Below are 26142 nucleotides of genomic sequence, written 5' to 3'. Positions count from 1 at the left end.
GCGCGTTCAGCGCAGCAGCGCGATCAGCGGGGTCAGCGCGAAGTCGATCACGGCGTAGCCCAGGTCCATCAGCGGACGCAGCCACAGGCTGCCGACCACGCCGGCGATGACCAGGCCCATGACGATGAAAAAGCCCCAGGGCTCGATGCGCGCCACCCACTGCGCCTGACGCCAGGGCAGCAGGCCGACCAGGATGCGGCCACCGTCCAGCGGCGGCAGCGGAAACAGGTTGAAGGCCCACATCACCAGATTGACCAGGATGCCGGCGCGGCACATTTCTATGAAGAAGCGCTCGCCCACGCCCGATCCCACCAGAACCACCAGCAGCACGCCCCACAGCAGGGCCTGCACGAAATTGGAGGCCGGGCCTGCCAGGGCCACCCAGATCATGTCGCGCTTTGGGTTGCGCAACTGGTCGAAGCGCACGGGCACGGGCTTGGCGTAGCCGAACAGAAAGGCGCCCGAGGTGGCGAAGTACAGCAGCAGCGGCATCAGGATGGTGCCGATGGGATCGATGTGCTTGATGGGGTTGAGCGTGATGCGTCCCATCATGGCGGCCGTGTTGTCGCCGAAGTGGCGCGCGGCATAGCCATGGGCTGCCTCGTGCACCGTGATCGCGAAGAGCACGGGCAGGGCATAGATGAGTACGGTCTGGATGAGGTTGGATATGTCCACGGCGGGCATTGTCTCAGACGCTGGCCACCCTTGCCGCTGGCAGCCGCCAGAGCCCGTGCGCTGCGCTCTGGCCGCGTGGATATGGTGGTTTCCCGCAGATTGGCAATGCCCCATTCTGTGTTGCAAAATGAAACACCGATGAGATGATTCCCTCAACAGGTTTTTCACCAAGGCCCTCGGGCCATATGTACAAGAGGTGGCACGTGGGCGTACTGGGCTTGGGCAGGCTGCCGATAGGCTGGCGGCTGGTGATTGCGTTCGGCGGTATCAATCTGCTGGTCTTCACGATGATGGCGGTCACGGTGTTTTCACTGGGGCAGGCCGAACAGGCGCTGGCGGCCGGGGGAGCGACCACGGTGGCCGAGCAGGCGCTGGTGCATACGCGCTGGTGGGTGCTGGGGCTGGGGGCTGCCGTTTGCGTGCTGGCCCTGGTGGCCTGGTTCAGCCTGCGGCGGGGAATCGTGCAGCCGCTGGGCCAGGCCATCCTGATTGCCGAGACCGTGGCGGCCGGTGATTTGAGCCAGGAGTTTTCGACCGAGCTGCAGGGCGACTTCGGCCGCCTGCTGGGCGCGCTGGGCACCATGGAGGACACGCTGACCGAGCTGGTCGGCCGCATCAAGCAGTCCACGGATTCCATCGGCCTGTCGGCCGGCGAGATCGACGCCGGCAACTCCGACCTGTCGCGCCGCACCGAGGCCCAGGTCTCGGCGCTGGCCCAGACGGCGGCCAGCATGGAGCAGCTCACCGCCACCGTGCGCCAGAACGCCGACCGCGCGCATTCGGCCAGCGGGCTGGCCGTCGATGCCTCGTCCACCGCCAAGCGCGGCGGGGCCGTGGTGAGCGAGGTGGTGCAGACCATGGAGGCCATCAGCGGCAGCTCGCGCAAGATCGTGGACATCATCCAGGTCATCGAAGGCATCGCCTTCCAGACCAATATCCTGGCGCTCAATGCGGCCGTGGAGGCGGCGCGTGCGGGCGAGCAGGGCCGGGGCTTTGCCGTCGTGGCCAGCGAGGTGCGCAGCCTGGCCGGGCGCTCGGCCGAGGCCGCCAAGCAGATCAAGGAACTGATCACCACCAGCGTGCGCCAGGTGGAAAGCGGAGCCGGCCTGGTCAACCAGGCGGGCGCCACCATGCAGGAAATCGTGGGCGCCGTGGGCCAGGTCTCGGGCCTGCTGGGCGAAATGTCGCAGGCGCTGCGCGAGCAAAGCGAGGGCATTGCCCAGGTCAACGCCGCCGTGGGCCACATGGACAGCGCGACCCAGGAGAACGCAGCCCTGGTGCAGCAGGCCTCGCGCGCGGCCTCGGCGTTGAGCGAGCGCGCCCAGGATCTGGAGCAGGCGGTGGGCGCCTTCAAGCTCGATGACGAGCCCGAGTCTGCGGCGGGCGCGGGGTTCTCGGCAGCGCAGGCCAGGCCCGCGCTGGCCCCGTCCGTTGCCGTGGCGCCCACAGTAAGTTCGCCAAGGTCGCCAAGTTCGCCAAGGCTGCCGCAGCGTGCGCCGACTCCTGCGGCCCGGTCGCTGCAGTCGCTGGAATTGGCGCAGCACTGATCTGCATCTTTCTCGTCAGCGACCCTTCACAACACAAACGCCGGGCTTGCCCGGCGTTTGTCTTTCATGCGGTGCGGAGCATGGCCCCTGCTCGGGCCATCTTCGTCAGGCCATCTCAAGGCCCAGTGCGTCCAGGCTGCCCCGTCCCTGGCGCACCACGGTCGGCGGATTGCCCAGGGCCATGGGAACCAGGTCGATCACGGTGGTCGGCTCCGAAGGGCAGGCGCCTGCATCGACGATGGCGTCAAGCTCGTGGGGAAAGCGCTCCAGGATGGCGTCCGCGTCGTGCAGGGCCTCGGTCTCGCCCGGCGGGATCAGCGTGGTGGCGATCAGCGGCTCGCCCAGTTGCTCCAGCAGCAGCTGCGTGCCCTTGCGGTCCGGCACGCGCAGGCCGATGGTCTTGCGCGACGGATGGCTCAGGCGCTTGGGCACTTCCTTGGAGGCTTCCAGGATGAAGGTATACGGCCCCGGCGTGGCCAGCTTGAGCAGGCGGTACTGGCGGTTGTCCACGCGCGCATAGCTGGACAGCTCCGACAGGTCGCGGCACAGCAGCGTGAGGTGGTGCTTGTCGTTGATCTGCCGGATGCGGCGAAGCCGCTCCACCGCAGGGCGGTCGTCCAGATGGCAGACCAGCGCGTAGCTGGAATCCGTGGGAATGGCCAGGATGGCGCCCTGGCGCAGCATGTCGGCGGCCTGCTTGATGAGACGGGGCTGGGGATTGTCGGGGTGGGCTTCGAAGCGTAGGACCATGGTGTGCGTTGTTGGCGGGAGGAGCTCAGGCCAGCTGTATGCGCTCGCTCAGCAGTTCCCATACCGGCGTCAGCTGGCCCGGCAGGTAGGGCAGGTCGCCCAGATCGGTGTGCGATTCCTCAGGGCTGTGGAAGTCGCTGCCGCGCGATGCGGCCAGGCCGAATTCGCGCGCCATGTCGGCATAGATGGTGTATTCGCTGGGCCGGTGGCTGCCGGTGACGACCTCGACGCCTTGGCCGCCATGGGCCTTGAACTCGGAAAACAGCGCGTATTCCTCGTTGGCGGTGAGCGCGTAGCGGGCCGGATGGGCGATCACCGCCACACCGCCGGCCTGCGTGATCCAGCGCACGGCATCGGCCAGGCGGGCCCAGGTGTGGGGCACGTAGCCGGGATGGCCTTCGGTCAGGTAATGGCGGAACACCTCGCCCGTGTCGCGGCAGCGGCCGGATTCCACGAGAAAGCGTGCGAAATGGGTGCGTGAGATCAGGCCGGGATTGCCGGCGAAGCGCAGCGCGCCTTCGTAGCTGCCTTCGATGCCGGCCAGCTCCAGCTGGCGGGCCATCTCGCGGGCGCGTGGGCCGCGCCCGTCGCGCGTGGCGTGCAGCCCTTCGAGCAGGGCGGGGTCGTCCGCGTCAAAGCCCAGTCCCACGATGTGCACGGTGGCACCTGCAAAGCTCACCGAGATCTCGGCGCCCGTCAGGTAGTCCATGCCGCAGGCGCGCGCGGCGGCGGCGGCGCGGTGCTGGCCGCCGACTTCGTCATGGTCGGTCAGCGCCCACAGCTGCACGCCCCGGGAGGCGGCGCGTTCGGCCAGTTGCTCCGGCGTCAGCGTTCCATCCGAGACCACGGAGTGGCTATGCAGATCGGCGTTCAGATAGGACTTGGGCACCGGTCCATTGTAGGTGTCGGTGCTTTTCCGAGCCGGGCAGTGCGGCTGGGGGACTTCCCTGAGTGCGGGTTAACAGGGCTCAATAGTGACGGATGCATGACGATGATCAGCCAGGCGCCGTCAAGGGTGGACAAGAATGGTTTCCGGAGCGATGGGCGGCAGGGGCGCCATGGCCTGGCTCCGGCATTGTTATAAAAAAGATCGGTTTTTCCATGAATCTGAATCAAATCACGGTCGCCCAGAAGCTGTGGGCCCTGGTGCTGGGACTGCTGGTGAGCATGCTGGTGGTCAACGGCGGCATCCTGGTCTATCTGCATGGGGTCAACGAGAAGATCAACACCGATGTGATGACCGCACAAAGCGGCGCCACGCTGGCGCGCGAGTGGCGGCATCTGACGCAGATGAGCGTGGAGCGCTCCATCGTCGCGGCCATGTCGCCCGACGAGACGCTGGCAGCGCAGCAGCGCGCGTTGATGAGCAAGGGCATAGAGCGCATCAACGTGCTGCAAAAGCAGGTGGGCGACCTGCAGCTGGGCACGCAGTCCAAGCAGGCGCTGGACGCCGTGGCGGCCGAGCGCCGCGAGACGCTCAAGGCCAACTCGGCGGCACAGGAGGCGCGCAAGGCCAACGATTTCGCCACCACGTTCGACATCGTCGAAAAGCAGCTGCGCCCGGCCGCCGAGCGCTACAACAGCGCGCAGGAAGCCTTCGTGCAGCAACTGGAGCGCCAAAGCGAACTGGGGCGCGAGGAAGGCGTGGCCCATCGGCGCCAGGCGTACTGGATCGGTGCGCTGGCCAGTGCGGTCATCGTGGCCCTGGGCCTGTTCATGGGGGTGGCCATCATGCGGTCGATCACGCGGCCGCTGGACCAGGCCGTGGCCCTGGCCGACGGCATTGCCGCAGGCGACCTCACGGGCTCGGTGCAAAGCAACCGGGGCGATGAGCTGGGCCATCTGCTGGGCGCACTCAACGGCATGGCGCAGCGGCTGCGCGGCGTGGTGGGCGAAGTGCGCTCTGGCGTGGAGTCCGTGTCCACGGCCTCCAACCAGATCGCCAGCGGCAACCAGGATCTGTCCTCGCGCACCGAGCAGACAGCGGCCAACCTGGAGGAGACTGCGGCCAGCATGGAAGAGCTGACGGCCACCGTCACCCAGTCGGCCGACACGGCGCGCCAGGCCAACCAGCTGGCGGCCACGGCCGCGCAGGCGGCCGAGCAGGGCGGTGCCGTGGTGGCCCAGGTGGTCACCAGCATGCAGCAGATCACGGACAGCAGCCGCAAGATCGCCGACATCATCGGCGTGATCGACGGCATTGCCTTCCAGACCAACATTCTTGCGCTGAACGCGGCCGTGGAAGCGGCCCGCGCAGGCGAGCAGGGCCGGGGCTTTGCCGTGGTGGCGGGCGAGGTGCGCTCACTGGCCCAGCGCAGCGCCGAGGCCGCCAAGGAAATCAAGCTGCTGATCACCACCAGCGTGGACAACGTGCAGTCGGGCTCCAAGCAGGTGGAGCAGGCGGGGCGTTCCATGGAGGAAATCGTCTCCAGCGTGCGCCGAGTCAGCGACCTCATCGGCGAGATCACGGCCTCGTCCACCGAGCAGCGCGACGGCATCGGCCAGGTCAACCAGGCCGTGACCCAGCTCGACCAGATGACCCAGCAGAACGCGGCCCTGGTCGAGGAATCCAGCGCGGCTGCGCTGGCCATGCAGGACCAGGCGCGGCGCCTGTCCGAGGTGGTGGCGGTGTTCAAGCTGGGGCAGGAGGGCAGCGCACTGGCGCCGGCCAGGGCACACGTGCCGGCCACCGCAGCGGCACGCCGGCCGGCATCTATCGGTGCAACCGGTGCAACTGCTGCGGCGCGCCCTGCGCCTGCGGCACCCGTCCGTCCAGCGACGGCCGTGCGCAATGCACCGGCGCCCCAGAAGATCCAGCAGCCCGTGGCGAAGGCCCCCGCCAGGACAGCGGCCAAGGCCGGGGCGGACGACGACTGGGAGACCTTCTGAGCGGGAGGAGCGGGGATGCAGGCCGGCGTGCAAGTCAGCGCCGGCCTGCAGGCCTTCGTCAGTTGCGCGGCTTGCCGTAGTCGGGCGAGCGCGGGCCTGGCAGCAGTCCGCGCTGCGCCATGGGCGACAGCAGGCGCTGGTTGGCGATGGAGGCGATCTGCACGCTGCGGTCGTTCATGGTGTCCAGGATCTGGTTGAGCAGTGCCGTCACCAGGATGCCGACCAGTCCGCCGCCTGAGCTTTGTCCTTCGGCGCTGGAGGCCGTGGCACTGCCATCCCACAGCTGGGTGCCGGTGCGCAGGTCCACCAGCCTGGCCTCCAGCGTGACCACCGAGGCGCTGCTGATCACCGCATAGCTGGTGCCGTAGTTGCGGATGTTCAGGTACAGGGCCGCATCGGCGCCAAAGATTTCACGGAGCTTGGCCACGGGCAGTTCCTGGGCGTCGTCGGCGCTGACGATGCCGTTCTGGCGGAACATTTCCTCGGTGACCGCCACGGGCAGAACGTAGTAGCCGGCCTCGGCCAGCGGCAGCGTGATCTGGGACAGCACGCCCGCCGGTGCATTCACTTCCGGGGACTGGTTCAGCGCAGGCATGACCAGGATGGAGGCAGGCTTGGATGCCCGCAGCGCCGAATAGTCATAGGGCGCGGTGGTGGCGCACCCGGTCAGCGCCACGGTCATGGCAAGAGCCAGGGTCTTGATGTGATCGGTCAGGCGCATGTCAATTCTTGCGGGCCGTGAAGGTTTGCAGCAGCGTGTCCATGAAGGTGGCGGACTCGGGGAAATGCTGTTTTTCCTCGGCCAATTGCTCCACCGTCTTTTCGTTGTTGCCGGTCCGGGAATAGAGCATGGCCATATGGGCGCGGTAGCCGGGCGGCAGCGCCTTTCCCTCGGCCTGGACCTTCATGCGGGCTTCTTCCAGCTTGAGCAATTGGTCCTCTGCGCCGGTACTGCCGTCATCCTTGAGGTATTGGTAGACCTGGGGCTGGTAGTCATTCCAGGCATACAGCGGCTGGCGCGGCGCAGCGCAGCCGGCCAAAGTGGCGCAGATGGCCAGCGCGGCCAGGGCCGCTGCCGAATGGATGGGGCGCTTCATTGCGCGGGCTTCCATGCGCCGCTGTCAATGCCGGCCGCCAGCTTGTCCACGGCTTCGCGGATGGCCAGATCCAGTACCTTGCCGTTGAGCGTGGAGTCATAGCCGGCCGTGCTGCCGAATCCCACGATTTCGCGGTTCGACAGGCTGTATTCGCCGGCACCCTGCACCGAATAGACGACTTCGGAGGTCTGCACCCGGACGATGTTCAGGCTGACCTTGGCATAGGCCACCTGCTCCTTGCCACGGCCGAGCACGCCGAAGAACTGGCGGTCCCCGACCACCTTGCGGCCGAACTCGCTCACGTCGCCGGTCACGACATAGGTGGCGCCCTTGATCGCTTGCTCCTGCCTGTTGAAACCTGCCTCCTGGCGGGTCTCGGACATGTTGTCGCGGTCCAGCACGCTGAATCGGCCGCTTTGCTGCAGGTGGGTTACCAAGATGGTTCTGGCCTGGCCACCGAGACGATCGACGCCGTCCGAGAAAATACCGCGCTGAAAGCTGGAGCGGTTGTCGAATTTGCCCACGGAAATGGGGCTGCGCGGGCCTTGATAGGCGCTGGATGCAGAAGCGGGCTTCGCCGTTTCAAGCGTGCGCGATTGCTCGGTGGTGGAGCAGCCGGAAAGGCCGGCGGCCAGGGTAATGGCAATGGCCGTGCAAGGCCACAGGCGAGAGGTCATGAGTATTTCCCCGGTTTTCTTGGAATGAATTTGCAATAATTTGTTGCAAAAACCGGGGATATTAACCGAGGGGCACCGTGAATGGCGCCTCGGGTCTCTAGGACGCGTCCGAATGCACTCCCTCGATCAGGAATTGCACCTTGCGCTCTCCGCGCCATTCATTGATGTCCATGCGAAAGGCAATGCAGGCCGATGGCGGCAGCGGGTCGGTATGGCCGAACCAGATTCCGTCCACGGTTTCGCCCTGATGGCGCAATTGCAGTTTCAGGTGCTTTTCACCGACCAGGCGCTGTGACAGCACTTCCAGCTGTTCGCTGAAGGTGGGCGGGGCAAAGCCCTGGCCCCAGACCGCGAGATTGAGCTGCTCGACCATTTCGGGCTTGCGGAAATCCGGGTCCAGCGGTCCGTCGGTCTCTATGCGGCGCGTCAGCGTGGCCGCGTCCAGCCATTCCTGTGCCACCTGGGCCAGGGCCTTTTCGAACACCGCGAAACCGGCCTCGGCAATGGTGCAGCCGGCCGCCATGGCGTGGCCGCCAAAGCGCAGCAGCAGGCCGGGGTGGCGCTTGGATACGAGGTCCAGCGCGTCGCGCAGGTGAAAGCCGGGAATGGAGCGGCCCGAGCCCTTGAGTTCATGCTCGTGCCCCGGCGCGCCGCTGGCGGCGAAGACGAAGCTGGGCCGGTGCATGCGGTCCTTGATGCGCGAGGCCACGATGCCGACCACGCCCTCGTGGAAGTCCGGGTCGAACACGCTGATGGCGGCCGGCGGCGTCATGCCGTCCTCGCACAGGCCTTCGGCCATGAGCAGGGCCTGTTCGCGCATGCCGCCTTCCAGTTCGCGGCGTTCGCGGTTGATGGCGTCCAGCATCTGCGCCAGGTTGGCGGCGCGGCCCGCATCGTCCGTGGTCAGGCACTCGATGCCGATGGTCATGTCGGACAGCCGGCCTGCGGCATTGATGCGCGGGCCCAGGGCAAAGCCGAAGTCGAACGTGGTGGCCGCAAAGGCCTTGCGGCCAGCGGCTTCGAACAGGGCCAGCAGGCCCGGCTGCATCTGGCCACGGCGGATCTGCTTCAGGCCCAGGGCGACCAGGCGGCGGTTGTTGGCGTCCAGCCGCACCACGTCGGCCACCGTGCCCAGGGCGACCAGGGGCAGCAGGGCCTCCAGCCGGGGCTGGCTGGCCTTGTCGAAGCGGCCGCGCGCGCGCAGCTCGGCGCGCAGGGCCAGCAGCACGTAGAACATCACGCCGACGCCGGCCATGGACTTGCTCTCGAAGCTGCAGCCGGGCTGGTTGGGGTTGACGATGGCATCGGCCAGCGGCAGGTGGTTGCCGGGCAGGTGGTGGTCGGTGACGACCACCTGCAGGCCCAGGGTCTTGGCCTCGGCCACGCCTTCGACGCTGGCAATGCCGTTGTCCACGGTGACCATCACCTCGGCGCCGGTTTCCTTGACGCGGCGTGCGATGGGCGGCGTCAGGCCGTAGCCGTCCACCACGCGGTCGGGCACCAGGTAGCTGACCTCGGTCGCGCCCAGCATGCGCAGGCCGCGCCAGCCCACGGCGCAGGCGGTGGCGCCGTCGCAGTCGTAGTCGGCCACGATGCACAGGCGCAGGCCGCGCTCTATGGCATCGGCCAGGAGCCGCACGGCGGCCTCCATGCCCAGCAGGCCGGAGGGGGCCAGCAGGCGTGCAGGCGTGTCGTCCAGTTCGTCGGCGGAGCACACGCCGCGTGCGGCGTAGAGCTGGGCCAGCAGCGGGTGGACGCCGGCCTGGCGCAGTGCCGAGGCCTGCTGCGCAGGGATCTCGCGGGGGATGATTTTCATGGGCAATGTGTCAGAGCATGCGGCCCAGGTCGGGCAGGGCGCGGGGGCCGAAAAGGCCCGTCAGCCTGTCCAGCCAGCGCGGCGGGCGGCTGCTCCATGCGATGGCATGGCGTTCGCCGCACAGCGTCAGCGTGAGCGGGTGGCCTGCGCGCACGCGCTCCAGCAGGCGGGCGATGAGCCCGGCGTCCAGCGCCTTCCACGCCTCGCGCCACGCAGCGGGGTTGCCCTGCAGGGCTGCGGCGTGAAGGTCGTCCAGGCATTGCACGGCGGCCTTGGCGCCGGTGGCCGTGCCGGGCTGCAGGCGCCCGGCGCCGTGGACCCAGAAGGCGTTGATGGGCACTTGGCCGCGCGCGGCGCGGGCATCGTTGAAGACATGGGTGTAGAGCAGCATCTGCACCTCGCTTTGCAGGCGGTGCAGGGCGCGCGCCTGCTGCGCATCGGGCAGCCAGGGCCGCACGTCGCGGCCGATGACGCGGTCCATGGAGGCCGTGGCCAGGTCATCGAACAGCGCACCGCGCGCCAGCCAGCGCTGCGGCTGCTGGTACTCCAGCACGATGCCGTCGTCAGCGAACCAGGGCGCCAGCAGGGCCAGCAGCTGGCGGGATTCCTCATCGCTGAGAGGTGTGGTGGCGGGATCGCTCTGGTGGACCTGGTCTGCGCCTATGTGCCAGTGGCAGGGCGTGATATAGGCGCAGGCCTGCGCCGTCTCACCGGCCTGCCAGGCGGCCCAGGCAATCCGGCCCGGCGCATCGGGCAGGCCCAGCGAGCGCGCCAGGGCGCGTTCGTGGGGGGGAGAAAAATCCATCTCCGTGCCGGTCTGTGCGGGCGCGGGCTGCGTCAGCGCCAGCAGGGATTGGAGATGGGGCAGCTCCAGTCCGCCCCAGACAGCCGCGACGGCAGCGTCATCCGCTGCATCCGAGGACGGACCGCCGGCATAGGGAATGATCCATTCGGTCATTTCCTCCAGCGGGGCTTGGGTGGAGGACACCAGGGGCGCGGTCAAAAGCATGGCCGCTATTGTCGGGCATGGGGTGCCGCAGTGCCGGCGCCTTCGTTTTTCCCCTTGGAGCGCGGTTCAGCGCTGGGGCATGTCGCGGGCCGAAGAGATCAGGCTGACCGTGGCGTCCTCGGGGATGGGCGGCATGCCCTGGTTCCAGTCTTCCCAGGCGCTGCGCATGGCGGCCAGACGCTCGGGCGCGCGCACTGCCTGGTTGGCGCGCTCGCGCTCGTCGGCGGCAAGGTCGAACAGGTAGTCGATGCCGTCCACGCGCAGGTACTTCCAGTCGCCATCGCGCAGGGCACGTTGGCCGCGGTGCTTCATGCGCCAGTGCAGGGTGCGTGGGAATTCGGCATCTTCGGCCCGCAGCACGGGCAGCAGGGAGACGCCGTCCAGCGCATGGCCGGCCGGCGCCTGCACGCCGGCGGCATCCAGCACCGTGGCCGACCAGTCCATGCTCATGCAGTGCTGGGGGCTGCTGCGGCCCGGCGCTATGACGGCCGGCCAGTGCGCAATCCAGGGCACGCGTATGCCGCCCTCGGTCAGGTCCATCTTGCCGCCGACCAGGGGCCAGTTGTCGGAGAAGCGTTCGCCGCCGTTGTCGCTGGTGAAGACGATGAGGGTGTTGTCCAGCTGCCCGTTGGCGCGCAACGCCTCGACGATCCAGCCTATGCCTTCGTCCATGTGGTGGATCATGCGGCGGTACTGGTGGATGTTGCCGCCGTCCAGGTGGGCAATGCCTGCGCCCAGCGCCTCGGCCGTGCTGCGGTCCTCGCGCGTTTCCCAGGGCCAGTGCGGCGCCGTGTAGTGCAGGCTCAGGAAGAAGGGCGCATCGCCTTGGGCCATGCGGTGGACGAAGTCCACGCTGCGCTGCGACAGCAGGTCGGTCAGGTAGCCCTCGTCATGGTGCTCCTCCTCGCCCACCCACAGGTCGTGCTGGCCCGAGCTGCTCAGGTGGGTGAAGTAGTCCACGCCGCCCGACATGGGGCCGAAGTATTCCTCGTAGCCCGAGCGCAGCGGGCCGAAGTGCGGCGGGTAGCCCAGGTGCCATTTGCCGATCAGCGCCGTGCGGTAGCCCGCATCCCTGAGCATGGAGGCGACGGTGGGCATGTCCGGCGGCAGGCCCAGCTTCTCGCCCAGCGGCGTGCCGCGTGTCTTGCTGTTGATGGGCTCCTCGGCCGCACCGCGCAGGCGGTACTGGTAGCGCGCCGTGGCCAGGGCAAAGCGCGTGGGAGAGCACACGGGCGAGTTGGCATAGCCCTGGGTGAGCCTGAGGCCGCCGGCGGCCAGGCGGTCAAGCACCGGGGACACCGCTCCGAAGTCGGCCGCGCGGCCGCCGTAGCAGCCGAGGTCGGCATAGCCGAGGTCGTCGGCCACGATGAAGAGGATATTGGGACGGGACATGGAAATGCGCTCTGTGCAGGGTCGTGGGCGGGAAGCGGCGGCGCTCATTCCATCTTCATTCCGGTGGACTGGATCACGGTCCGGTAGCGGTCGGCCAGCGCCTGTATGCGTTCGGCGGCGGCCGGGCCGGTCAGGCCTTCGTAGAACAGGTCGTTGGCGCGCATGCGCTCGCGCAGGGCCGGATCCTTCATGGCCTTTTCCAGCGCGGACTGGATTCTTGCGACCAGGGGCTCGGGCGTGGCGGCAGGCACCCACAGGGCGAACAGCACTTCCTGCTCCAGGTCCTTGTGGCCCAGCTTGCCCACGGTGGGCACGCCGGGCACCAGCGGGTTGCGCTGGCGCGTGGTCACGGCCAGCGGCACGACCTTGCCGGCCGCCACCTGGCCCAGCATGGCCGAGGAGCTGATGATGCCGCCGTCCACCTCGCCCGCCAGCACGGCCGTGCTGGCCGGGGCGTTGCCCTTGTAGGGCACGTGACTGACCTTGGCGCCCGTGGCATGGGTGAGGATGGCCGAGGCCAGATGGCCCGGCGTGCCGTAGCCGGCCGAGCCCAGCGTCAGGCCGCTTCTCTTGCCCTGGGCGATGAACTGGTCCAGGGTCCTGAGGCCTGTGCGTGGGTTGACGGCCACCATCATTCCCTGCGAGGCGATCATCATCACGGGACGCAGGTCCGTGCCCTTGAACGGCATGCTCTTGTAGATGAAGGGATTGACGGTGAAGGTCGTGTCGATGCCGACCAGCAGCGTGTAGCCGTCGCCGGGCGCCTTGGCCGCGTTGTCGGTGCCGATGTTGCCGCCCGCGCCGGGCCGGTTGTCCACGACGAAGGGCTGTTTGAGTTCACGCTGCAGTACCTCGCCCAGGCTGCGCGCAAGAATGTCGGCAGCGCCAGCGGGCGCGAAGGCGACGACGATGCGCACGGGTTTGGCGGGCCAGGCCGCGGCATCGGCGGCCGCATCGGCCCGGGCGCCAGCGCCGGAGCCCAGGCCCAGCAGAAGGGCCAGGCCGGCCCGCAGCAGCGGGCTGCGCAAGGCATGGGTGGCATGGGTGGCTTGGAACAGGGAAAACATGGTGGCGAACTTTCTGCGCTGCGGGGGCGCCGGGCTTTGCGAGAATCCCCAGGCCGGCTCCGGACGGTGGCTCCCGTTGTCTCCTTTCCGGACGGGGCCACTGTAGAAGTCCCCGCAGCAATTGATCTAATCAACTGTTCCCCGTGAATACCCGTCCCGCTCCCACCTCCATCCAGCAGATGCTGCTGTTTCGCATCAACCGCTACTTCGGTGCAGCGGGCGGCGTGGCCATGCGCATGTGCGAGGCGCATTTCGGCATCACGCGCCGCGAGTGGGGCGTGATGGCCACGGTGGCTGCCAACGAGGGCCTGCTGTCGTCGGAGCTGGCCGAACGCGCGCAGCTGGACCGCGCACGCACCTCGCGCGCCCTCAGCGGGCTGGAGGAAAAGGGCTGGGTGCAGCGCAGCCCCATGCCCGGCGACCGCCGCCGCGTGGCCGTGTCGCTGACGGCCGAGGGGCGGCGCATGTATGGCCTGATCCTGCCGCGTATGGCCCAGATCCATCTGGACCTGGTGTCCGTGCTCAGCGACGAGGAACTCGCACAATTCGATACCTTGCTGGCCAGGCTGCAGCGCCATGCGCTGACGCTGGAAGCAGAGGGCCGCTACGACGCCCTGCCGCGTGTGGACCGCGGACGGCACCGGCGCTGACACGCCGACGGCAAAGCCTGCCGCCATGCAGGGCCTGTGGGCGATGACACAATGCATGCCCATGCAATTTCCCTACGAACTGGCCGTCGGCTGGCGCTACACCCGGGCGGGGCGCGCCACGCGCCGCAACGGCTTCATCTCGTTCATCTCCGGCGTCTCCATGCTGGGCATCGCCCTCGGTGTGGCGGCGCTGATCATCGTGCTCAGCGTGATGAACGGCTTCCAGAAGGAAGTGCGCGACCGCATGCTCAGCGTGGTCTCGCACATCGAGATCTTCGCGCCCCAGGGCGCGGCGCTGCCCGATCTGGAGCGCACCATGCGCGAGGCGCGCGCCAACCCCGACGTGCTGGGCGCCGCCCCCTTCGTCGCGGCCCAGGCGCTGCTGGCGCGTGGCGAGGACATGAAGGGCACCCTGGTGCGCGGCATCGATCCGGCGCGCGAGGGCGAGGTCACCGACGTGGCCGCCACCAATGCCGAGGTGCTCAAGCGCCTGGTGCCCGGCGAATTCAACGTGGTGCTGGGTGTGGAGCTGGCGCGCTCGCTGGGCGTGCGCCAGGGCGACATGGTCACGCTGATCGCCCCGGGCGGCCAGGTCACGCCGGCCGGCGTGGTGCCGCGCCTCAAGCAGATGCATGTGGTCGGCACCTTCGACTCCGGCCACTACGAATACGACTCGGCCCTGGTGATGATGCATTACGAGGACGCGCAGCGCCTGTTCCGCCTGGAAGGGCCGACTGGCATCCGCCTGAAGCTCAAGGACCTGCACGAGGCGCCGCGCGTGGCCATGGAACTGGCCCACACCATCACCGACCGCCTGCTGATCCGCGACTGGACCCAGCAGAACCGCACCTGGTTCGCGGCCGTGCAGCTGGAAAAACGCATGATGTTCATCATCCTCACGCTCATCGTCGCCGTGGCTGCGTTCAACCTGGTGTCCACGCTGGTGATGACGGTGACCGACAAGCGCGCCGACATCGCCATCCTGCGCACGCTGGGCGCCTCGCCGTCCAGCATCATGGGCATCTTCATGGTGCAGGGCGCCATGGTGGGCGTCATCGGCACCTTCGCGGGCCTGCTGCTGGGCCTGGGCATCGCCTTCAACATCGATGTCATCGTACCGGCCATCGAGCGCCTGCTGCACGCCAACTTCCTGCCCAAGGACATCTACCTGATCAGCAAGATGCCCAGCGATCCGCAGTACAGCGACATCATGCCCATCGCCGTGATCTCCCTGGTCCTGGCCTTTGTCGCCACCATCTATCCCAGCTGGCGCGCCAGCCGCGTGAACCCCGCCGAGGCGCTGCGCTATGAATGAAGTGAATGTGATGCCCGGTTTCGAAGTGTCCCAGCAGGGCGCCGTGGTCCTGGATGCGCGCGGCCTGACCAAGCGCTTTGCCGAAGGACGGCTCAACGTGCAGGTGCTGGCAGGTGTCGATCTGCAGGTGCGTGCGGGCGAGACGCTGGCCATTGTCGGCGCCTCGGGCTCGGGCAAGAGCACGCTGCTGCACCTGCTGGGCGGGCTGGACGCCCCCACCAGCGGCAGTGTCACCCTCAAGGGCGAGCCCCTGCATGAACTCAGCGCCCAGAAGCAGGGCGCGCTGCGCAACCGGCACCTGGGCTTCATCTACCAGTTCCACCATCTGCTGCCCGAATTCAGCGCCCAGGACAACGTGGCCATGCCGCTGCGCATACGCCGCGACGACAGGGCCGAGTGCATGGAGCGCGCCGCACGCATGCTGGCGGCCGTGGGCCTGGGCGAACGCATGCTGCACCGTCCGGCCGAACTGTCGGGGGGCGAGCGCCAGCGCGTGGCCATTGCGCGTGCACTGGTCACCCAGCCGGCCTGCGTGCTGGCCGACGAGCCCACCGGCAACCTGGACCGCAGCACGGCCGACACCGTGTTCCGCCTGATGCTGGAGCTGGCGCGCAGCCATGGCACGGCCTTTGTGATGGTCACGCACGATGAGCAGCTGGCGGCGCGCTGCGACCGCATGGTGCGCCTGGTGCAGGGCCAATTGGCCTGACCGGCAGGCCTGGGTCTGGACTCAGGCCATGCGCAGCAAGGTGCCCGGCAGGCGCTGGGCGCCTGCGGGAAGCACGGCCGCTGCCGGGGCCGACTTGATCTGCGGCGCAGCGGGAATGATGGATGCCGGCAGCGGCTTGCGCTGCACCTGTTCCCTGGATGCATCCGCGACGGCCGCGCTCTGCGCCGTCAGGTCGGCCGTCACCTCGCGCAGGCGTGCCGACTGGGCCATGGACGCCTGCACCACGTCGCCCATGATGGCCGTGACCTGGTGAGAGGAATCCACGATTTCCTGCATGGTGCCGCCGGCCTGGCGCACCTGATTGGCGCCCAGTGCCACCTGCTCCACCGAGGTGTGGATGAGTTGCTTGATTTCCTTGGCGGCGGCGGCGCTGTTCTGTGCCAGTGCCCGTACCTCGCCCGCCACCACGGCAAAGCCCCGGCCCTGCTCGCCTGCGCGGGCCGCCTCCACGGCAGCGTTGAGCGCGAGGATATTGGTCTGGAAGGCGATGCCGTCCATCACGCCGATGATGTCGCTGATCTTGCGCGAGCTGGCGCTGATGGACTCCATGGTGCCCATGACCTCGTGCACCGTGCGTCCGCCCTGCTCGGCCACCAGGCAGGCCTGGCGGGCCAGTTCGTTGGCCTGGCCTGCGTGCTCGGCGCTTTCGCTCAGGCCCTGCATGGCCTCGCCCAGGGTCTGCGCGGCCGTGAAGCGGCGCGTGATATCGCGGGCGTACTTGACCACCTTGAACGGGCGGCCATCGGCATCGAGGATGGGGTTGTAGCTGGCCTCGATCCAGACTTGGCGGCCGTGCTTGCCGATGCGCAGGTACTGGCCCGCATCGTGCTGGCCGCTGGCCAGCTTGCGCCAGAACTGCGCGTATTCTGGGCTGTGGCGTTCATGGGGCTGGACGAACATGCTGTGGTGCCGCCCCGTGACCTCATCCAGCGTGTAGCCCATGGCCTGCAGGAACAGGCGGTTGGCATGCAGGATGTTGCCCTGCAGGTCGAACTCGATGATGGCCTGCACCTTGGAGATGGCGGCCAGCTGGCCTTCGGCGTCGGCGTTGCGGCGCTGCTGCTCGGTGATGTCGGTGGCGTACTTCACCACCTTGAAGGGCCTGCCATGGCGATCGAAGATGGGGTTGTAGCTGGCCTGCAGCCAGACATCGCGCCCGTCCTTGGCAATGCGGCGGTAGCGTCCCGCGTCGTGGATGCCGCTGCTCAGGCGCTGCCAGAACGCGGCGTACTCGGGCGACTCGCTCATCTGGTGGTCCACGAACATGCGGTGGTGCTGGCCGATGACCTCGCCTTCCTCATAGCCCATGGTGTCCAGGAAGTTCTGGTTGGCGGCCAGCACATGGCCTTGCAGATCGAACTCGATCACGGCCTGGGACTTGTGGATGGCTGCCAACTGCCCATCCAGTTCCGCCTGGCGGCGTGCGCCACCCAGGTCCAGGATCCGACTCCATGCTGAGCGCTTCATGGGAAATTCCTCTCTCCAAAGAATGCCTGCCGGTGTTGCGAGAGCTCGACGCGGGGGTGTAAATGTTTCTTTATGTATTTATATGGACCGCCAAGTGTTTCGGGTATTGATTTTGTCAAACGGAGCCAGCTCGCAATAAGCCCAGGGTTTGCCCTTGGTTTTCGCATTGCCTGCCTCTGGCGGGCCGGGTGCAGGCCGGTGGCATGATGCGGCCATGCCCGCCTGGATAGACACCCATTGCCATCTCGATGCCCCTGAATTCGATGCCGACCGCGATGCCGTGCGCGCGCAGGCGGCCGAGACAGGCGTTGCACATCTGGTGATACCGGCCGTGGCGCGCGAGCACTGGGACACGGTGGTGGCGCTGGCGCGGCGCCATGGCGACAGCTATGCGCTGGGCATCCATCCGCTGTACACGCCCAATGCCCGCGAGCAGGACATTGCCGCATTGCGCGAGACGCTGGCGCGGTTGCGCGGCGATGCGCAACTGGTGGCCGTGGGCGAGATCGGCCTGGACTTCTTCGTGCCCGGGCTGGATGCAGACCGGCAGATCTGGTTCTACGAGCAGCAGATCGCGCTGGCGCGCGAGTTCGACCTGCCCGTCATCCTGCATGTGCGCAAATCCAGCGACCGGCTGCTCAAGACCCTGCGCGCGCGGCCTGTGGCGGGCGGCATTGCCCATGCCTTCAACGGCAGCGTGCAGCAGGCCCAGGCCTTCATCGACCTGGGCTTCAAGCTGGGCTTTGGCGGGGCCGTGACCTATGACCGGGCGCTCAAGCTGCGCGAGCTGGCAGCCGCCCTGCCGCTGGATGCGCTGGTGCTGGAAACCGATGCCCCCGACATTCCGCCGCACTGGCTCTACACCACGGCCGGGCAGCGTGCCCAGGGCCAGGCCCAGGGCCGCAACACGCCGGCCGAGCTGGCACGCATTGCGGACGTGATTGCGCAGTTGCGCGGCATCACGCCCCAGGCCCTGGCCGAGGCCACGGGCCGCAACGCGCGTGCCGCGCTGCGAGGCCTGCCCGCCATGGCCTGAACCAGGCTTGAGCGGAACCTGAACCTGAGCGGTCTTGCCGCCCGCTGCCAGCAGCCCGGCGACCGCTGGGCGACAATGCCGGCCATGTCCTTGACCGTTCCCGACCTGCCGCCCCCGGCGCCCCGCGCTGGCAGGGCCTGGCGCCGGTGGCCGATGCGCGGACCCGGGCCCTGGTGCTGGGCAGCTTTCCGGGCCTGCGATCGCTGCAATTGCAGCAGTACTATGCCCATCCGCAAAACCAGTTCTGGCCCTTGCTCCAGGCCCTGTGGCCCGGGCATCCGCAGCCCGGCCGCGACGACTATGCGGGCCGCTGCGAATGGCTGCTGGCCCGCGGCCTGGGCCTGTGGGACGTGTATGCCAGCTGCGAGCGCGAAGGCAGCCTGGACAGCGCCATCCGCGCGGCCGAGGTGAATGATTTCGTGGCGCTGCGCACGCATTGCCCCCGACTGGCGCTGGCCCTGCACAACGGTGGCGAGAGCTACAAGCATGCCGGCCGCACGCAGGCCCTGGGCCTGGCCGCCGTGAAGCTGCCATCGACCAGCCCGGCCAACGCGAGCTGGAGTTTCGCGCGCAAGGTCCAGGCCTGGCGCGAGGCGCTGGCTGCCCATCAATTGCTCTGATTTTTTGACTGTTCCCGACGTGATACGCAAGACCCGCGGCGCCGCCAAGGCAGCCCCATCCTCTTCCTCCAGCGCCACCAACGCCGCAGACATCGAGCTGCCCGAAGTCAGCGTCTCCGACGATGGCGATGTGCGCCACCTGCACCTGGGCACGCCCTGGATCCAGGGCTCCATGCGCATACGCGAGCCGTTCGAGATCGAGCTCGAATACGTGCAGCGCATGATGGGCTGGCTGCTGTTCATGGAGCCTGCCAGCGTGGCCGGCCGCCATGCCATGCAGCTGGGCCTGGGCGCCGCGGCCATCACCAAGTTCTGCCACAAGAAGCTGCGCATGCGCACCACGGCCATCGAGCTGAACCCACAGGTGCTGGCCGTGTGCCGCAGCTGGTTCAAGCTGCCGCCCGACAGCGACACGCTGCGCGTGGTGCTGGCCGATGCGGCCCAGGAAATCCGCAAGAGCCAGTGGCTGGGCACGGTCGATGCGCTGGCCGTTGATCTCTATGACCACGATGCGGCCGCGCCCGTGCTGGACAGCGCCGAGTTCTATGCCGACTGCCGCAATCTGCTGACAGAGGACGGCATCATGACCGTCAACCTGTTCGGCCGCACCTCCAGCTACGAGCGCAGCCTGGCGCGCATGGCCGAAGCCTTTGGCGAAGAGGCCATGTGGGCCTTCCGCCCCACGCGCGAGGGCAACACCGTGGTGCTGGCCCAGCGCACGCCGCGCGCGCTCGATCCCGCCGCGCTGCAGGCTGCCAGCGCCCAGGTGCAGGCCCGCTGGGACCTGCCCACGACGCGCTGGCCCAAGATCTTCGTGCGGCCCTGGTAGAGCGGGGCTGGTAGAGCGGGGCTTGCCGGGCAGGACGGCCGGCAGGCTTACCATAGGGCGCAGTTCAGCTTCCGGCCCAACGCCATGTCCGATCCGACCTCCACCACGCAGCCCAAACCCGCCGTTGTTCCAAGCAATCCTTCGGGGCCCCTGGACTGGCGCAGGCTGGTGCAGTGGCTGCTGGCCGATGGCGTGATCACGGCCGAAGAGGCCCAGCGCACCGTGGCGCGCTGCTCGCAGGCCGAGAGCACCCAGCACCCGCTGGTCCGGCTGGCCAACGTGGGCGTGGCCCGCGCCGGTGACGGGCGCGCGCTGGACATCGAGGAGCTGACCCAGTACCTGGCAGCCCGCAGCGGCATGGCCTACCTGCGCATCGACCCGCTGCGCGTGGATGCGGGCCGCGTCGGCGAAATCATGAGCGCCAGCTATGCCGAGCGCCACAAGGTGCTGCCCGTGCAGGTATCGCCGCAGGAAGTGGTGGTGGCCACGGCCGAGCCCTTCATCGACGACTGGGTGGCCGAGGTCGAGCGCCAGGCGCGCCGCAAGGTGCGCCGCGTGCTGGCCAGTCCGCTGGACCTCAAGCGCTACACGGGCGAATTCTTTGCGCTGGCCAAATCGGTGCGCGCAGCCGAGAAGGCGGGCGGCGCCGCCAGCGCGGCCAGCTTCGAGCAGCTGGTGGAGCTGGGCAACAGCAGCAAGCAGCTCGACGCCAACGACCAGGGCGTGGTGCGCGTGGTGGACTGGCTGTGGCAATACGCCTTCGACCAGCGCGCCAGCGACATCCACATGGAGCCCCGGCGCGAGCAGGGCGTGATCCGTTTTCGCATCGACGGCGTGCTCCACCCGGTCTACCAGGTGCCCATGGGCGTGCTCAATGCCATGGTCTCGCGCGTGAAGCTGCTGGGGCGCATGGACGTGGTGGAAAAGCGCCGCCCGCAGGATGGCCGTATCAAGACCCGCAACCCGCGCGGTGACGAGGTGGAAATGCGCCTGTCCACGCTGCCCACGGCCTTTGGCGAGAAGCTGGTGATGCGGATCTTCGATCCCGACAACACGGTCAAGGACCTGGATGCACTGGGCTTCACCAGCCATGACGCCCAGCGCTGGAGCGAGCTGGTGCGCCGCCCGCACGGCATCATCCTCGTGACCGGGCCCACGGGCTCGGGCAAGACCACCACGCTGTACTCCACGCTCAAGCGCGTGGCCACGGAGGCGGTCAATGTCAGCACCGTGGAAGACCCGATCGAAATGATCGAGCCCAGCTTCAACCAGACCCAGGTGCAGCCTCAGCTGGACTTCGGCTTCACCGAGGGACTGCGCTCGCTGATGCGCCAGGACCCGGACATCATCATGGTGGGCGAAATCCGCGACCTGGCCACCGCCGAAATGGCCGTGCAGGCCGCGCTGACCGGCCACCTGGTGTTCTCCACGCTGCACACCAACGATGCGCCCAGCGCCGTGAGCCGGCTGATGGAGCTGGGCGTGCCGCCCTACCTGATCAATGCCACGCTGCTCGGTGTGCTGGCCCAGCGCCTGGTGCGCACGCTGTGCCCGCAGTGCAAGCAGCGCGACGAGGAGACCTCGGCCGCCACGCTGGCCGAGGCCGTGCGGCCCTGGAAACTGTCAGGCAGCTACCAGCCCTACAAGCCCGTGGGCTGCGTGGAGTGCCGCATGACGGGCTTTCGCGGGCGCATGGGGCTGTATGAGCTGCTGACCGTGAGCGAGGCGCTCAAGCAGCAGGTCCACACCTCGCCTTCCATGGATGCGCTGCGCCGCCAGGCCGTGCAGGATGGCATGCGCCCGCTGCGCCTGGCAGGTGCCCTGCGCGTGGCCGAAGGCGTGACCACGCTGGACGAGGTCATGGCCAGCACGCCCTTGCTGGGATGATGGGCAGGCGATTGGTGGGTTGGAGCGTGAGTGCCTGCTCTGGCGCAGGCCTTTGCCACGGATGGATCGGGTGCCCCCTGCTGGCACCCTTTTTCATTCATGCGGGTAGGACATGAGGGTATGCCCTTTGTAGGTGGAATCCACATCCAGACACAGTTTTTCTGAACGCAAAATCGCCGGGTCGTGATTCCGTAAGGAGACATTCTCGTGAAAATCAAGAGTCAGAAAGACTTTTTTTCGGGCGTGATGTTTTTGGTTATCGGCCTCGCTTTTGCGATCGGCGCTACCAACTACACCGTCGGCACCGGTGCCCGCATGGGCCCGGGCTACTTCCCGCTGATCCTGGGTGTGCTGATGTCCATTCTGGGCACGGCCATCTGCTTCACCGGCCTGACCAAGGGTCCTTCGGGCGGTGACAAGATCGGCAAGTGGGCGTGGAAGCAAGTGTTCTTCGTCCTGGCTGCGAACTTCGCGTTCGGCGTACTGCTGGTCGGCGTTCCCAATCTGGGCATTCCCCAGTTCGGTCTGATCGTCGCCATCTACGCGCTGGTGTTCATCGCCAGCCTGGGCGGTCATAGCTTCAAGTTCAAGGAAGTGGCAATTCTGTCCACCGTCCTTGCTGTGGGCAGCTATGTGGCCTTCGTGTGGGCACTGAATCTTCAGTTCCCCGTCTGGCCCAGCTTCATCACCGGTTAAGCAGGAGCATCGTCCGTGGAACTTTTTCAGAACCTGGCGACCGGCTTCGGCGTCGCCTTCACTTTCCAGAACCTGATCTACTGCTTCGTCGGCTGTCTGCTCGGTACGCTCATCGGCGTGCTTCCAGGCATCGGCCCCGTGGCAACGATCGCCATGCTGCTGCCAGCAACCTACGCCCTGCCTCCGGTGGCGGCGCTGATCATGCTGGCCGGTATCTACTACGGTGCGCAGTACGGTGGCTCGACCACCGCCATTTTGGTGAACCTGCCTGGTGAATCCTCGTCCGTGGTGACCGTGATCGACGGCTACCAGATGGCAAGAAAGGGGCGAGCGGGACCCGCTCTCGCTGCCGCAGGCATAGGCTCGTTCTTCGCAGGTTGCGTGGGCACCGTGATCCTGGCCGCCTTCGCGCCTCCGCTGACGGAAGTCGCCTTCAAGTTCGGCCCTGCCGAGTACTTCTCCCTGATGACCCTGGGCCTGATCGGCGCCGTGGTGCTGGCTTCGGGCTCGCTGCTCAAGGCCATTGCCATGATCGTGCTGGGCCTGCTGCTGGGCATGGTCGGCACCGACGTGAACTCCGGCGTTGCCCGCTACAGCTTCGACATTCCCGAGCTGACCGACGGCATCGACTTCGTCGTGATCGCCATGGGTGTGTTCGGCTACGGCGAAATCATTGCCAACCTGTCCAAGCCTGAAGACGAGCGCGAAGTGTTCGCCGCCAAGGTGACGGGCCTGATGCCCACGAAGGAAGACTTCAAGCACATGATTCCGGCCATGCTGCGCGGCACGGCCCTGGGTTCTGCCCTGGGTATCCTGCCCGGTGGCGGTGCCATGCTGTCGGCCTTTGCTGCCTACACGATCGAGAAGAAGACCAAGCTCAAGCCGGGCGAAGTCCCCTTCGGTCAAGGCAACATCCGTGGCGTGTGCGCTCCCGAGTCGGCCAACAACGCCGGTTCGCAGACCTCCTTCATCCCGCTGCTGACGCTGGGCATTCCGCCCAACGCCGTGATGGCGCTGATGGTGGGCGCGATGACCATCCACAACATCCAGCCGGGCCCGCAGGTGATGACCAGCAACCCCGAGCTGTTCTGGGGCCTGATCGCCTCGATGTGGATCGGCAACCTGATGCTGATCGTGCTGAACCTGCCGCTGATCGGCATCTGGATCAAGCTGCTGACCGTGCCTTACCGCTGGCTGTTCCCGTCCATCGTGCTGTTCTGCGCGATCGGCGTGTACGGTACCAACAACAACACCTGGGACGTGTGGATGGTGGGTATCTTCGGCTTCGTGGGCTATGTGTTCCACAAGCTGGGCACCGAGCCGGCTCCCTTGCTGCTGGGCTTCATCCTGGGCCCGATGATGGAAGAGAACCTGCGCCGGGCGCTGCTGCTGTCGCGTGGCGACTGGAGCGTGTTCGTGACCCGTCCGATCTCGGCCGGCCTGCTGCTCGCCGCCGTGGTGCTGCTGGTGGTGGTGCTGATGCCTGCAGTGAAGAACAAGCGCGAAGAAGCATTCGTAGAGGATTGATCGCCTCAGCGTTGCAACCATGTTGCTTGACGGCCCTTCGGGGCCGTTTTTTTTTGGTCAACAAGCGATGCCGGTGGAAAGCTGTTGATCCCGGATGCCTGGGAGCCGACGCGCCCGTGACTGCACAATAGCGCGCAGTCTTTCGAGGTCACGATGTCCCCACTACTGTCATCCCAGCACCCGCAGCGCGTGCTGCTGCACAACGAGATCCACGCCCGCCCCGCCGAGGAGATGCAGGCGCCGCTGGCCATCACCCATGTGGTGATGCTCACCGATGCGGCCCAGCGCGAGGCCAGCCGCGCCCATGTGGCCACCCTGCTGCGCAACCACCACCTGCCGCCGCCCGATGCTGCGACCACCCATGTGCTGATCGACCTGGGTGCCTTTCACCTGCGCTGGGAACTGCACACGGAGTTCGTCTGCTGGACCTTCAGCAAGCCCATGTCGCAGGCCGGCATGGACGATGTGCGCGAGCCCGAAGCCGCCATCGACTACGTGCCGCGCGACTGGCTGGCGGCCTTGCCCGGCCAGTGCCTGAGCGGCCTGCACCTGTGGGCCTTGCGGGAGCAGGCAATCAATGAGCCGCATCTGGTGCGCCACCTGCTGCAGGAAGACACGCTGGTGGGTGCGCGCGTGGCTGGCGATGCGGGCAAGGTCTACACCGACTTCGCCATCCATGCCGATGGCTTCTCGCGCATGCTGCTGCTGGCCGGCGAGTCATTGTCGCCACGCCGCCTGGGGCGGCTGGTGCAGCGGCTGCTGGAGATCGAGACCTACCGCATGGCGGCCCTGCTGGGCCTGCCGGCAGCCCGCCAGGCCGCTGCCGTACTGGCCACGGCCGAGCGCGATCTTGCGGCCCTGGCCCATTCCATCCGTCTTGCCGACCGCGATGCCGAGCCGGCACTGCTGGACCGGCTGACACGCCTGGCCGGGCAGGTGGAGAGCGAGTACGCCACCACGCATTCGCGCTTTTCCGCCAGCGCGGCCTATTTCGAACTGGTGGACAAGCGCATTCAGGACATCCAGGAATCGCGCATCGACGGCATACAGACCATCCGCGAGTTCATGGACCGGCGCCTGACGCCGGCGCGCAGCACCTGCGAATGGGCAGCGCGGCGGCAGAACGCGCTGTCCGAGCGCGTCTCGCGCGTCAGCAGCCTGCTGCGCACGCGGGTGGAGATCGAGCAGCAGCAAAGCAGCCAGCAGTTGCTGGGCGCCATGAACCAGCGCCAGGACATGCAGTTGAAGTTGCAGTCCACGGTGGAAGGCCTGTCCGTGGCCGCCATCACCTACTACTTCACGGGCCTGATCAGCTATCTGGCCAAGGGCGCCAAGACGCTGGGCTGGCCCTGGTCGCCGGAGAGCACGGCCGCCGTCGCCATTCCCGTGGTGGCACTGGGCGTATGGTGGTCGCTGCGCAGGCTGCACCACAGATTGTTCCGTGGCCAGCACGGGTCCGGCACGCACTGAAGGGAGCTCCCGCAGCCCCGTCCATGCGCCTGTGTTCCCCTGCACCGGCGTTTTCGCGTTTTCACACGTTTGGCGTGAAAGCATCGAAGCCTCGCGCACAATGTGCGCTGCCGTTCTGCAAGGATCGAGCAAGGTTTTTTTTGTTCAGGAGTGAGACATGGATCTGGGAATCGCGGGCAAGTGGGCCCTGGTATGTGGCGCCAGCAAGGGACTGGGCTTTGGCTGTGCCAAGGCGCTGGCACAAGAGGGCGTGAACCTGGTGATCAATGCGCGCAATCCCGAGGCCCTGCAGGAGGCTGCGGCCAGCCTCGCAGCACTGGCGCCGCAGGTGAAGGTGCTGGCCGTGGCGGCCGACATTACCACCGAGGAAGGCCGCGCCGCCGTGCTGTCGGCAGCCGGCGGCCCGGGCGTGGATTTCGACATCGTCGTCACCAATGCCGGCGGCCCGCCGCCCGGTGATTTCCGCGACTGGGACCGCGCGGCCTGGCTCAAGGCCGTGGACGCCAACATGCTCACGCCCATCGAGCTGATCAAGGCCACGGTGGACGGCATGGCGGCGCGCGGATTCGGCCGCATCGTCAACATCACCTCCAGCGCCGTGAAGGCGCCCATCGACATCCTGGGCCTGTCCAATGGCGCGCGCAGCGGCCTCACGGGCTTTGTGGCGGGCCTGGCGCGCAGTGGCATCGCGGCCAAGGGCGTGACCATCAACAACCTGCTGCCCGGCAAGTTCGACACCGATCGCCTGCGCACCACCTTCACGGCCGCCGCCAACAAGAGCGGCAAGAGCCTGGACGATGTGCGCCTGGTGCAGCAATCCCAGGTGCCGGCCCGCCGCTTCGGCACGCCCGATGAATTCGGTGCCATCTGCGCCTTCCTGTGCAGCGCGCACGCGGGCTACATGACGGGTCAGAACATCCTGCCCGACGGCGGCCTGTACGCAGGAACCTTCTGATGCGCCCGTGCACTGCCTCCATGAACGGGTCCAGGGCCGGC

24 protein-coding genes are annotated in these 26142 nt (G+C 67.5%); 13 read left to right on the top strand and 11 right to left on the bottom strand.

Annotated features, from left to right (window positions below; translation table 11 throughout):
• Nucleotides 1-6 precede the first annotated feature (6 nt).
• Entirely contained in the window at nt 7-684 is a 678-nt protein-coding gene (locus tag BO996_RS25565) for a site-2 protease family protein (protein WP_013800873.1), read from the bottom strand.
• A gap of 176 nt (nt 685-860) precedes the next feature.
• On the opposite strand from BO996_RS25565, the gene BO996_RS25560 reads away from it, so the two are divergent.
• The gene (locus BO996_RS25560; RefSeq protein WP_071956698.1) at nt 861-2222 is read left to right on the top strand and encodes a methyl-accepting chemotaxis protein; all 1362 of its coding nucleotides are present in this window, start codon (nt 861-863) and stop codon (nt 2220-2222) included.
• A gap of 105 nt (nt 2223-2327) precedes the next feature.
• Here the strand turns inward: BO996_RS25560 and BO996_RS25555 are convergent, their stop codons facing one another.
• Both BO996_RS25555 and BO996_RS25550 read right to left on the bottom strand, forming a co-directional pair.
• Complete coding sequence (locus BO996_RS25555) at nt 2328-2972, bottom strand: L-threonylcarbamoyladenylate synthase (RefSeq protein ID WP_012207210.1); 645 nt, start codon at nt 2970-2972, stop codon at nt 2328-2330.
• Between the two features lie 25 nt (nt 2973-2997).
• Entirely contained in the window at nt 2998-3861 is an 864-nt protein-coding gene (locus BO996_RS25550; protein WP_013800875.1) for a 3',5'-nucleoside bisphosphate phosphatase, read from the bottom strand.
• A gap of 212 nt (nt 3862-4073) precedes the next feature.
• Between BO996_RS25550 and BO996_RS25545 the strand changes: the two genes are divergently transcribed.
• On the top strand, nt 4074-5861 hold the full coding sequence (locus BO996_RS25545) for a methyl-accepting chemotaxis protein (protein ID WP_071956697.1): 1788 nt from the start codon (nt 4074-4076) through the stop codon (nt 5859-5861).
• Nucleotides 5862-5919: 58 nt separating this feature from the next.
• On the opposite strand, the gene BO996_RS25540 is transcribed toward BO996_RS25545, so the two are convergent.
• The 7 genes from BO996_RS25540 to BO996_RS25510 all read right to left on the bottom strand — a co-directional run bounded on the left by BO996_RS25540 (nt 5920) and on the right by BO996_RS25510 (nt 12919).
• Entirely contained in the window at nt 5920-6582 is a 663-nt protein-coding gene (locus tag BO996_RS25540) for a DUF799 domain-containing protein (RefSeq protein WP_013800877.1), read from the bottom strand.
• A gap of 1 nt (nt 6583) precedes the next feature.
• Nucleotides 6584-6958: a DUF4810 domain-containing protein gene (locus BO996_RS25535; protein WP_013800878.1), complete on the bottom strand. Its 375-nt coding sequence runs from the start codon at nt 6956-6958 to the stop codon at nt 6584-6586.
• Nucleotides 6955-7635, bottom strand: coding sequence for a CsgG/HfaB family protein (locus tag BO996_RS25530; protein ID WP_065345781.1), 681 nt, complete (start codon nt 7633-7635; stop codon nt 6955-6957). Before BO996_RS25530 ends, BO996_RS25535 begins: the two co-directional genes overlap by 4 nt.
• A 97-nt stretch (nt 7636-7732) precedes the next feature.
• Nucleotides 7733-9451 carry a single-stranded-DNA-specific exonuclease RecJ gene (gene recJ / locus BO996_RS25525; RefSeq protein ID WP_071956696.1) on the bottom strand — a complete coding sequence of 573 codons (1719 nt, stop codon included), beginning with the start codon at nt 9449-9451 and terminating at the stop codon, nt 7733-7735.
• Nucleotides 9452-9461: 10 nt separating this feature from the next.
• Nucleotides 9462-10460 carry a phosphoglycerate mutase gene (locus BO996_RS25520; protein ID WP_071956695.1) on the bottom strand — a complete coding sequence of 333 codons (999 nt, stop codon included), beginning with the start codon at nt 10458-10460 and terminating at the stop codon, nt 9462-9464.
• A gap of 66 nt (nt 10461-10526) precedes the next feature.
• Nucleotides 10527-11852, bottom strand: coding sequence for a sulfatase family protein (locus BO996_RS25515; RefSeq protein ID WP_071957215.1), 1326 nt, complete (start codon nt 11850-11852; stop codon nt 10527-10529).
• Between the two features lie 44 nt (nt 11853-11896).
• Nucleotides 11897-12919 (bottom strand): tripartite tricarboxylate transporter substrate binding protein, encoded by a 1023-nt coding sequence (locus BO996_RS25510; RefSeq protein ID WP_071956694.1) that lies wholly within the window; start codon nt 12917-12919, stop codon nt 11897-11899.
• Nucleotides 12920-13098: 179 nt separating this feature from the next.
• On the opposite strand from BO996_RS25510, the gene BO996_RS25505 reads away from it, so the two are divergent.
• From BO996_RS25505 to lolD, 3 genes are all read left to right on the top strand, one after another.
• Nucleotides 13099-13569, top strand: a complete 471-nt coding sequence (locus BO996_RS25505; protein ID WP_034396824.1) for a MarR family winged helix-turn-helix transcriptional regulator — start codon at nt 13099-13101, stop codon at nt 13567-13569.
• 61 nt (nt 13570-13630) lie between these two features.
• The gene (locus tag BO996_RS25500; RefSeq protein ID WP_063328596.1) at nt 13631-14884 is read left to right on the top strand and encodes a lipoprotein-releasing ABC transporter permease subunit; all 1254 of its coding nucleotides are present in this window, start codon (nt 13631-13633) and stop codon (nt 14882-14884) included.
• Nucleotides 14877-15593 (top strand): lipoprotein-releasing ABC transporter ATP-binding protein LolD, encoded by a 717-nt coding sequence (gene lolD / locus BO996_RS25495; protein WP_013800885.1) that lies wholly within the window; start codon nt 14877-14879, stop codon nt 15591-15593. The genes BO996_RS25500 and lolD overlap by 8 nt, the downstream gene beginning before the upstream one ends.
• 21 nt (nt 15594-15614) lie before the next feature.
• Here lolD and BO996_RS25490 read toward each other — a convergent pair whose 3' ends face one another.
• On the bottom strand, nt 15615-17081 hold the full coding sequence (locus BO996_RS25490) for a methyl-accepting chemotaxis protein (RefSeq protein WP_071956693.1): 1467 nt from the start codon (nt 17079-17081) through the stop codon (nt 15615-15617).
• 214 nt (nt 17082-17295) lie between these two features.
• Between BO996_RS25490 and BO996_RS25485 the strand changes: the two genes are divergently transcribed.
• From BO996_RS25485 to BO996_RS25450, 8 genes are all read left to right on the top strand, one after another.
• Nucleotides 17296-18117, top strand: coding sequence for a TatD family hydrolase (locus BO996_RS25485; protein WP_013800887.1), 822 nt, complete (start codon nt 17296-17298; stop codon nt 18115-18117).
• A 146-nt stretch (nt 18118-18263) separates the two neighbouring features.
• Complete coding sequence (locus BO996_RS25480; protein ID WP_442856935.1) at nt 18264-18737, top strand: DNA-deoxyinosine glycosylase; 474 nt, start codon at nt 18264-18266, stop codon at nt 18735-18737.
• 19 nt (nt 18738-18756) lie between these two features.
• Entirely contained in the window at nt 18757-19566 is an 810-nt protein-coding gene (locus tag BO996_RS25475) for a hypothetical protein (RefSeq protein ID WP_063328195.1), read from the top strand.
• A gap of 84 nt (nt 19567-19650) precedes the next feature.
• Nucleotides 19651-21453 carry a GspE/PulE family protein gene (locus BO996_RS25470; protein WP_071956691.1) on the top strand — a complete coding sequence of 601 codons (1803 nt, stop codon included), beginning with the start codon at nt 19651-19653 and terminating at the stop codon, nt 21451-21453.
• 207 nt (nt 21454-21660) lie between these two features.
• Nucleotides 21661-22149, top strand: coding sequence for a tripartite tricarboxylate transporter TctB family protein (locus BO996_RS25465; RefSeq protein ID WP_013800891.1), 489 nt, complete (start codon nt 21661-21663; stop codon nt 22147-22149).
• A 15-nt stretch (nt 22150-22164) separates the two neighbouring features.
• On the top strand, nt 22165-23676 hold the full coding sequence (locus tag BO996_RS25460) for a tripartite tricarboxylate transporter permease (protein WP_012207191.1): 1512 nt from the start codon (nt 22165-22167) through the stop codon (nt 23674-23676).
• A gap of 153 nt (nt 23677-23829) precedes the next feature.
• On the top strand, nt 23830-25146 hold the full coding sequence (locus BO996_RS25455; RefSeq protein WP_071956690.1) for a DUF3422 family protein: 1317 nt from the start codon (nt 23830-23832) through the stop codon (nt 25144-25146).
• A 157-nt stretch (nt 25147-25303) separates the two neighbouring features.
• On the top strand, nt 25304-26101 hold the full coding sequence (locus tag BO996_RS25450; RefSeq protein WP_013800893.1) for an SDR family oxidoreductase: 798 nt from the start codon (nt 25304-25306) through the stop codon (nt 26099-26101).
• Nucleotides 26102-26142: the final 41 nt, after the last annotated feature.

The organism is Delftia sp. HK171, from assembly GCF_001886655.1.
Lineage (GTDB): Bacteria > Pseudomonadota > Gammaproteobacteria > Burkholderiales > Burkholderiaceae_C > Comamonas > Comamonas acidovorans.
This window is presented reverse-complemented; position numbering and strand designations above follow the sequence as displayed.

Coding starts and splice junctions, on each gene's coding strand:
- BO996_RS25535 (WP_013800878.1), bottom strand. CDS start 6,958: ATGAAGCGCCCCATCCATTCGGCAGCGGCCCTGGCCGCGCTGGCCATC.
- BO996_RS25530 (WP_065345781.1), bottom strand. CDS start 7,635: ATGACCTCTCGCCTGTGGCCTTGCACGGCCATTGCCATTACCCTGGCC.
- BO996_RS25510 (WP_071956694.1), bottom strand. CDS start 12,919: ATGTTTTCCCTGTTCCAAGCCACCCATGCCACCCATGCCTTGCGCAGC.
- BO996_RS25545 (WP_071956697.1), top strand. CDS start 4,074: ATGAATCTGAATCAAATCACGGTCGCCCAGAAGCTGTGGGCCCTGGTG.
- BO996_RS25500 (WP_063328596.1), top strand. CDS start 13,631: ATGCAATTTCCCTACGAACTGGCCGTCGGCTGGCGCTACACCCGGGCG.
- BO996_RS25450 (WP_013800893.1), top strand. CDS start 25,304: ATGGATCTGGGAATCGCGGGCAAGTGGGCCCTGGTATGTGGCGCCAGC.
- BO996_RS25565 (WP_013800873.1), bottom strand. CDS start 684: ATGCCCGCCGTGGACATATCCAACCTCATCCAGACCGTACTCATCTAT.
- BO996_RS25490 (WP_071956693.1), bottom strand. CDS start 17,081: ATGAAGCGCTCAGCATGGAGTCGGATCCTGGACCTGGGTGGCGCACGC.
- BO996_RS25505 (WP_034396824.1), top strand. CDS start 13,099: ATGCTGCTGTTTCGCATCAACCGCTACTTCGGTGCAGCGGGCGGCGTG.
- recJ (WP_071956696.1), bottom strand. CDS start 9,451: ATGAAAATCATCCCCCGCGAGATCCCTGCGCAGCAGGCCTCGGCACTG.
- BO996_RS25455 (WP_071956690.1), top strand. CDS start 23,830: ATGTCCCCACTACTGTCATCCCAGCACCCGCAGCGCGTGCTGCTGCAC.
- BO996_RS25485 (WP_013800887.1), top strand. CDS start 17,296: ATGCCCGCCTGGATAGACACCCATTGCCATCTCGATGCCCCTGAATTC.
- lolD (WP_013800885.1), top strand. CDS start 14,877: ATGAATGAAGTGAATGTGATGCCCGGTTTCGAAGTGTCCCAGCAGGGC.
- BO996_RS25540 (WP_013800877.1), bottom strand. CDS start 6,582: ATGCGCCTGACCGATCACATCAAGACCCTGGCTCTTGCCATGACCGTG.
- BO996_RS25520 (WP_071956695.1), bottom strand. CDS start 10,460: ATGCTTTTGACCGCGCCCCTGGTGTCCTCCACCCAAGCCCCGCTGGAG.
- BO996_RS25555 (WP_012207210.1), bottom strand. CDS start 2,972: ATGGTCCTACGCTTCGAAGCCCACCCCGACAATCCCCAGCCCCGTCTC.
- BO996_RS25560 (WP_071956698.1), top strand. CDS start 861: ATGTACAAGAGGTGGCACGTGGGCGTACTGGGCTTGGGCAGGCTGCCG.
- BO996_RS25515 (WP_071957215.1), bottom strand. CDS start 11,852: ATGTCCCGTCCCAATATCCTCTTCATCGTGGCCGACGACCTCGGCTAT.
- BO996_RS25470 (WP_071956691.1), top strand. CDS start 19,651: ATGTCCGATCCGACCTCCACCACGCAGCCCAAACCCGCCGTTGTTCCA.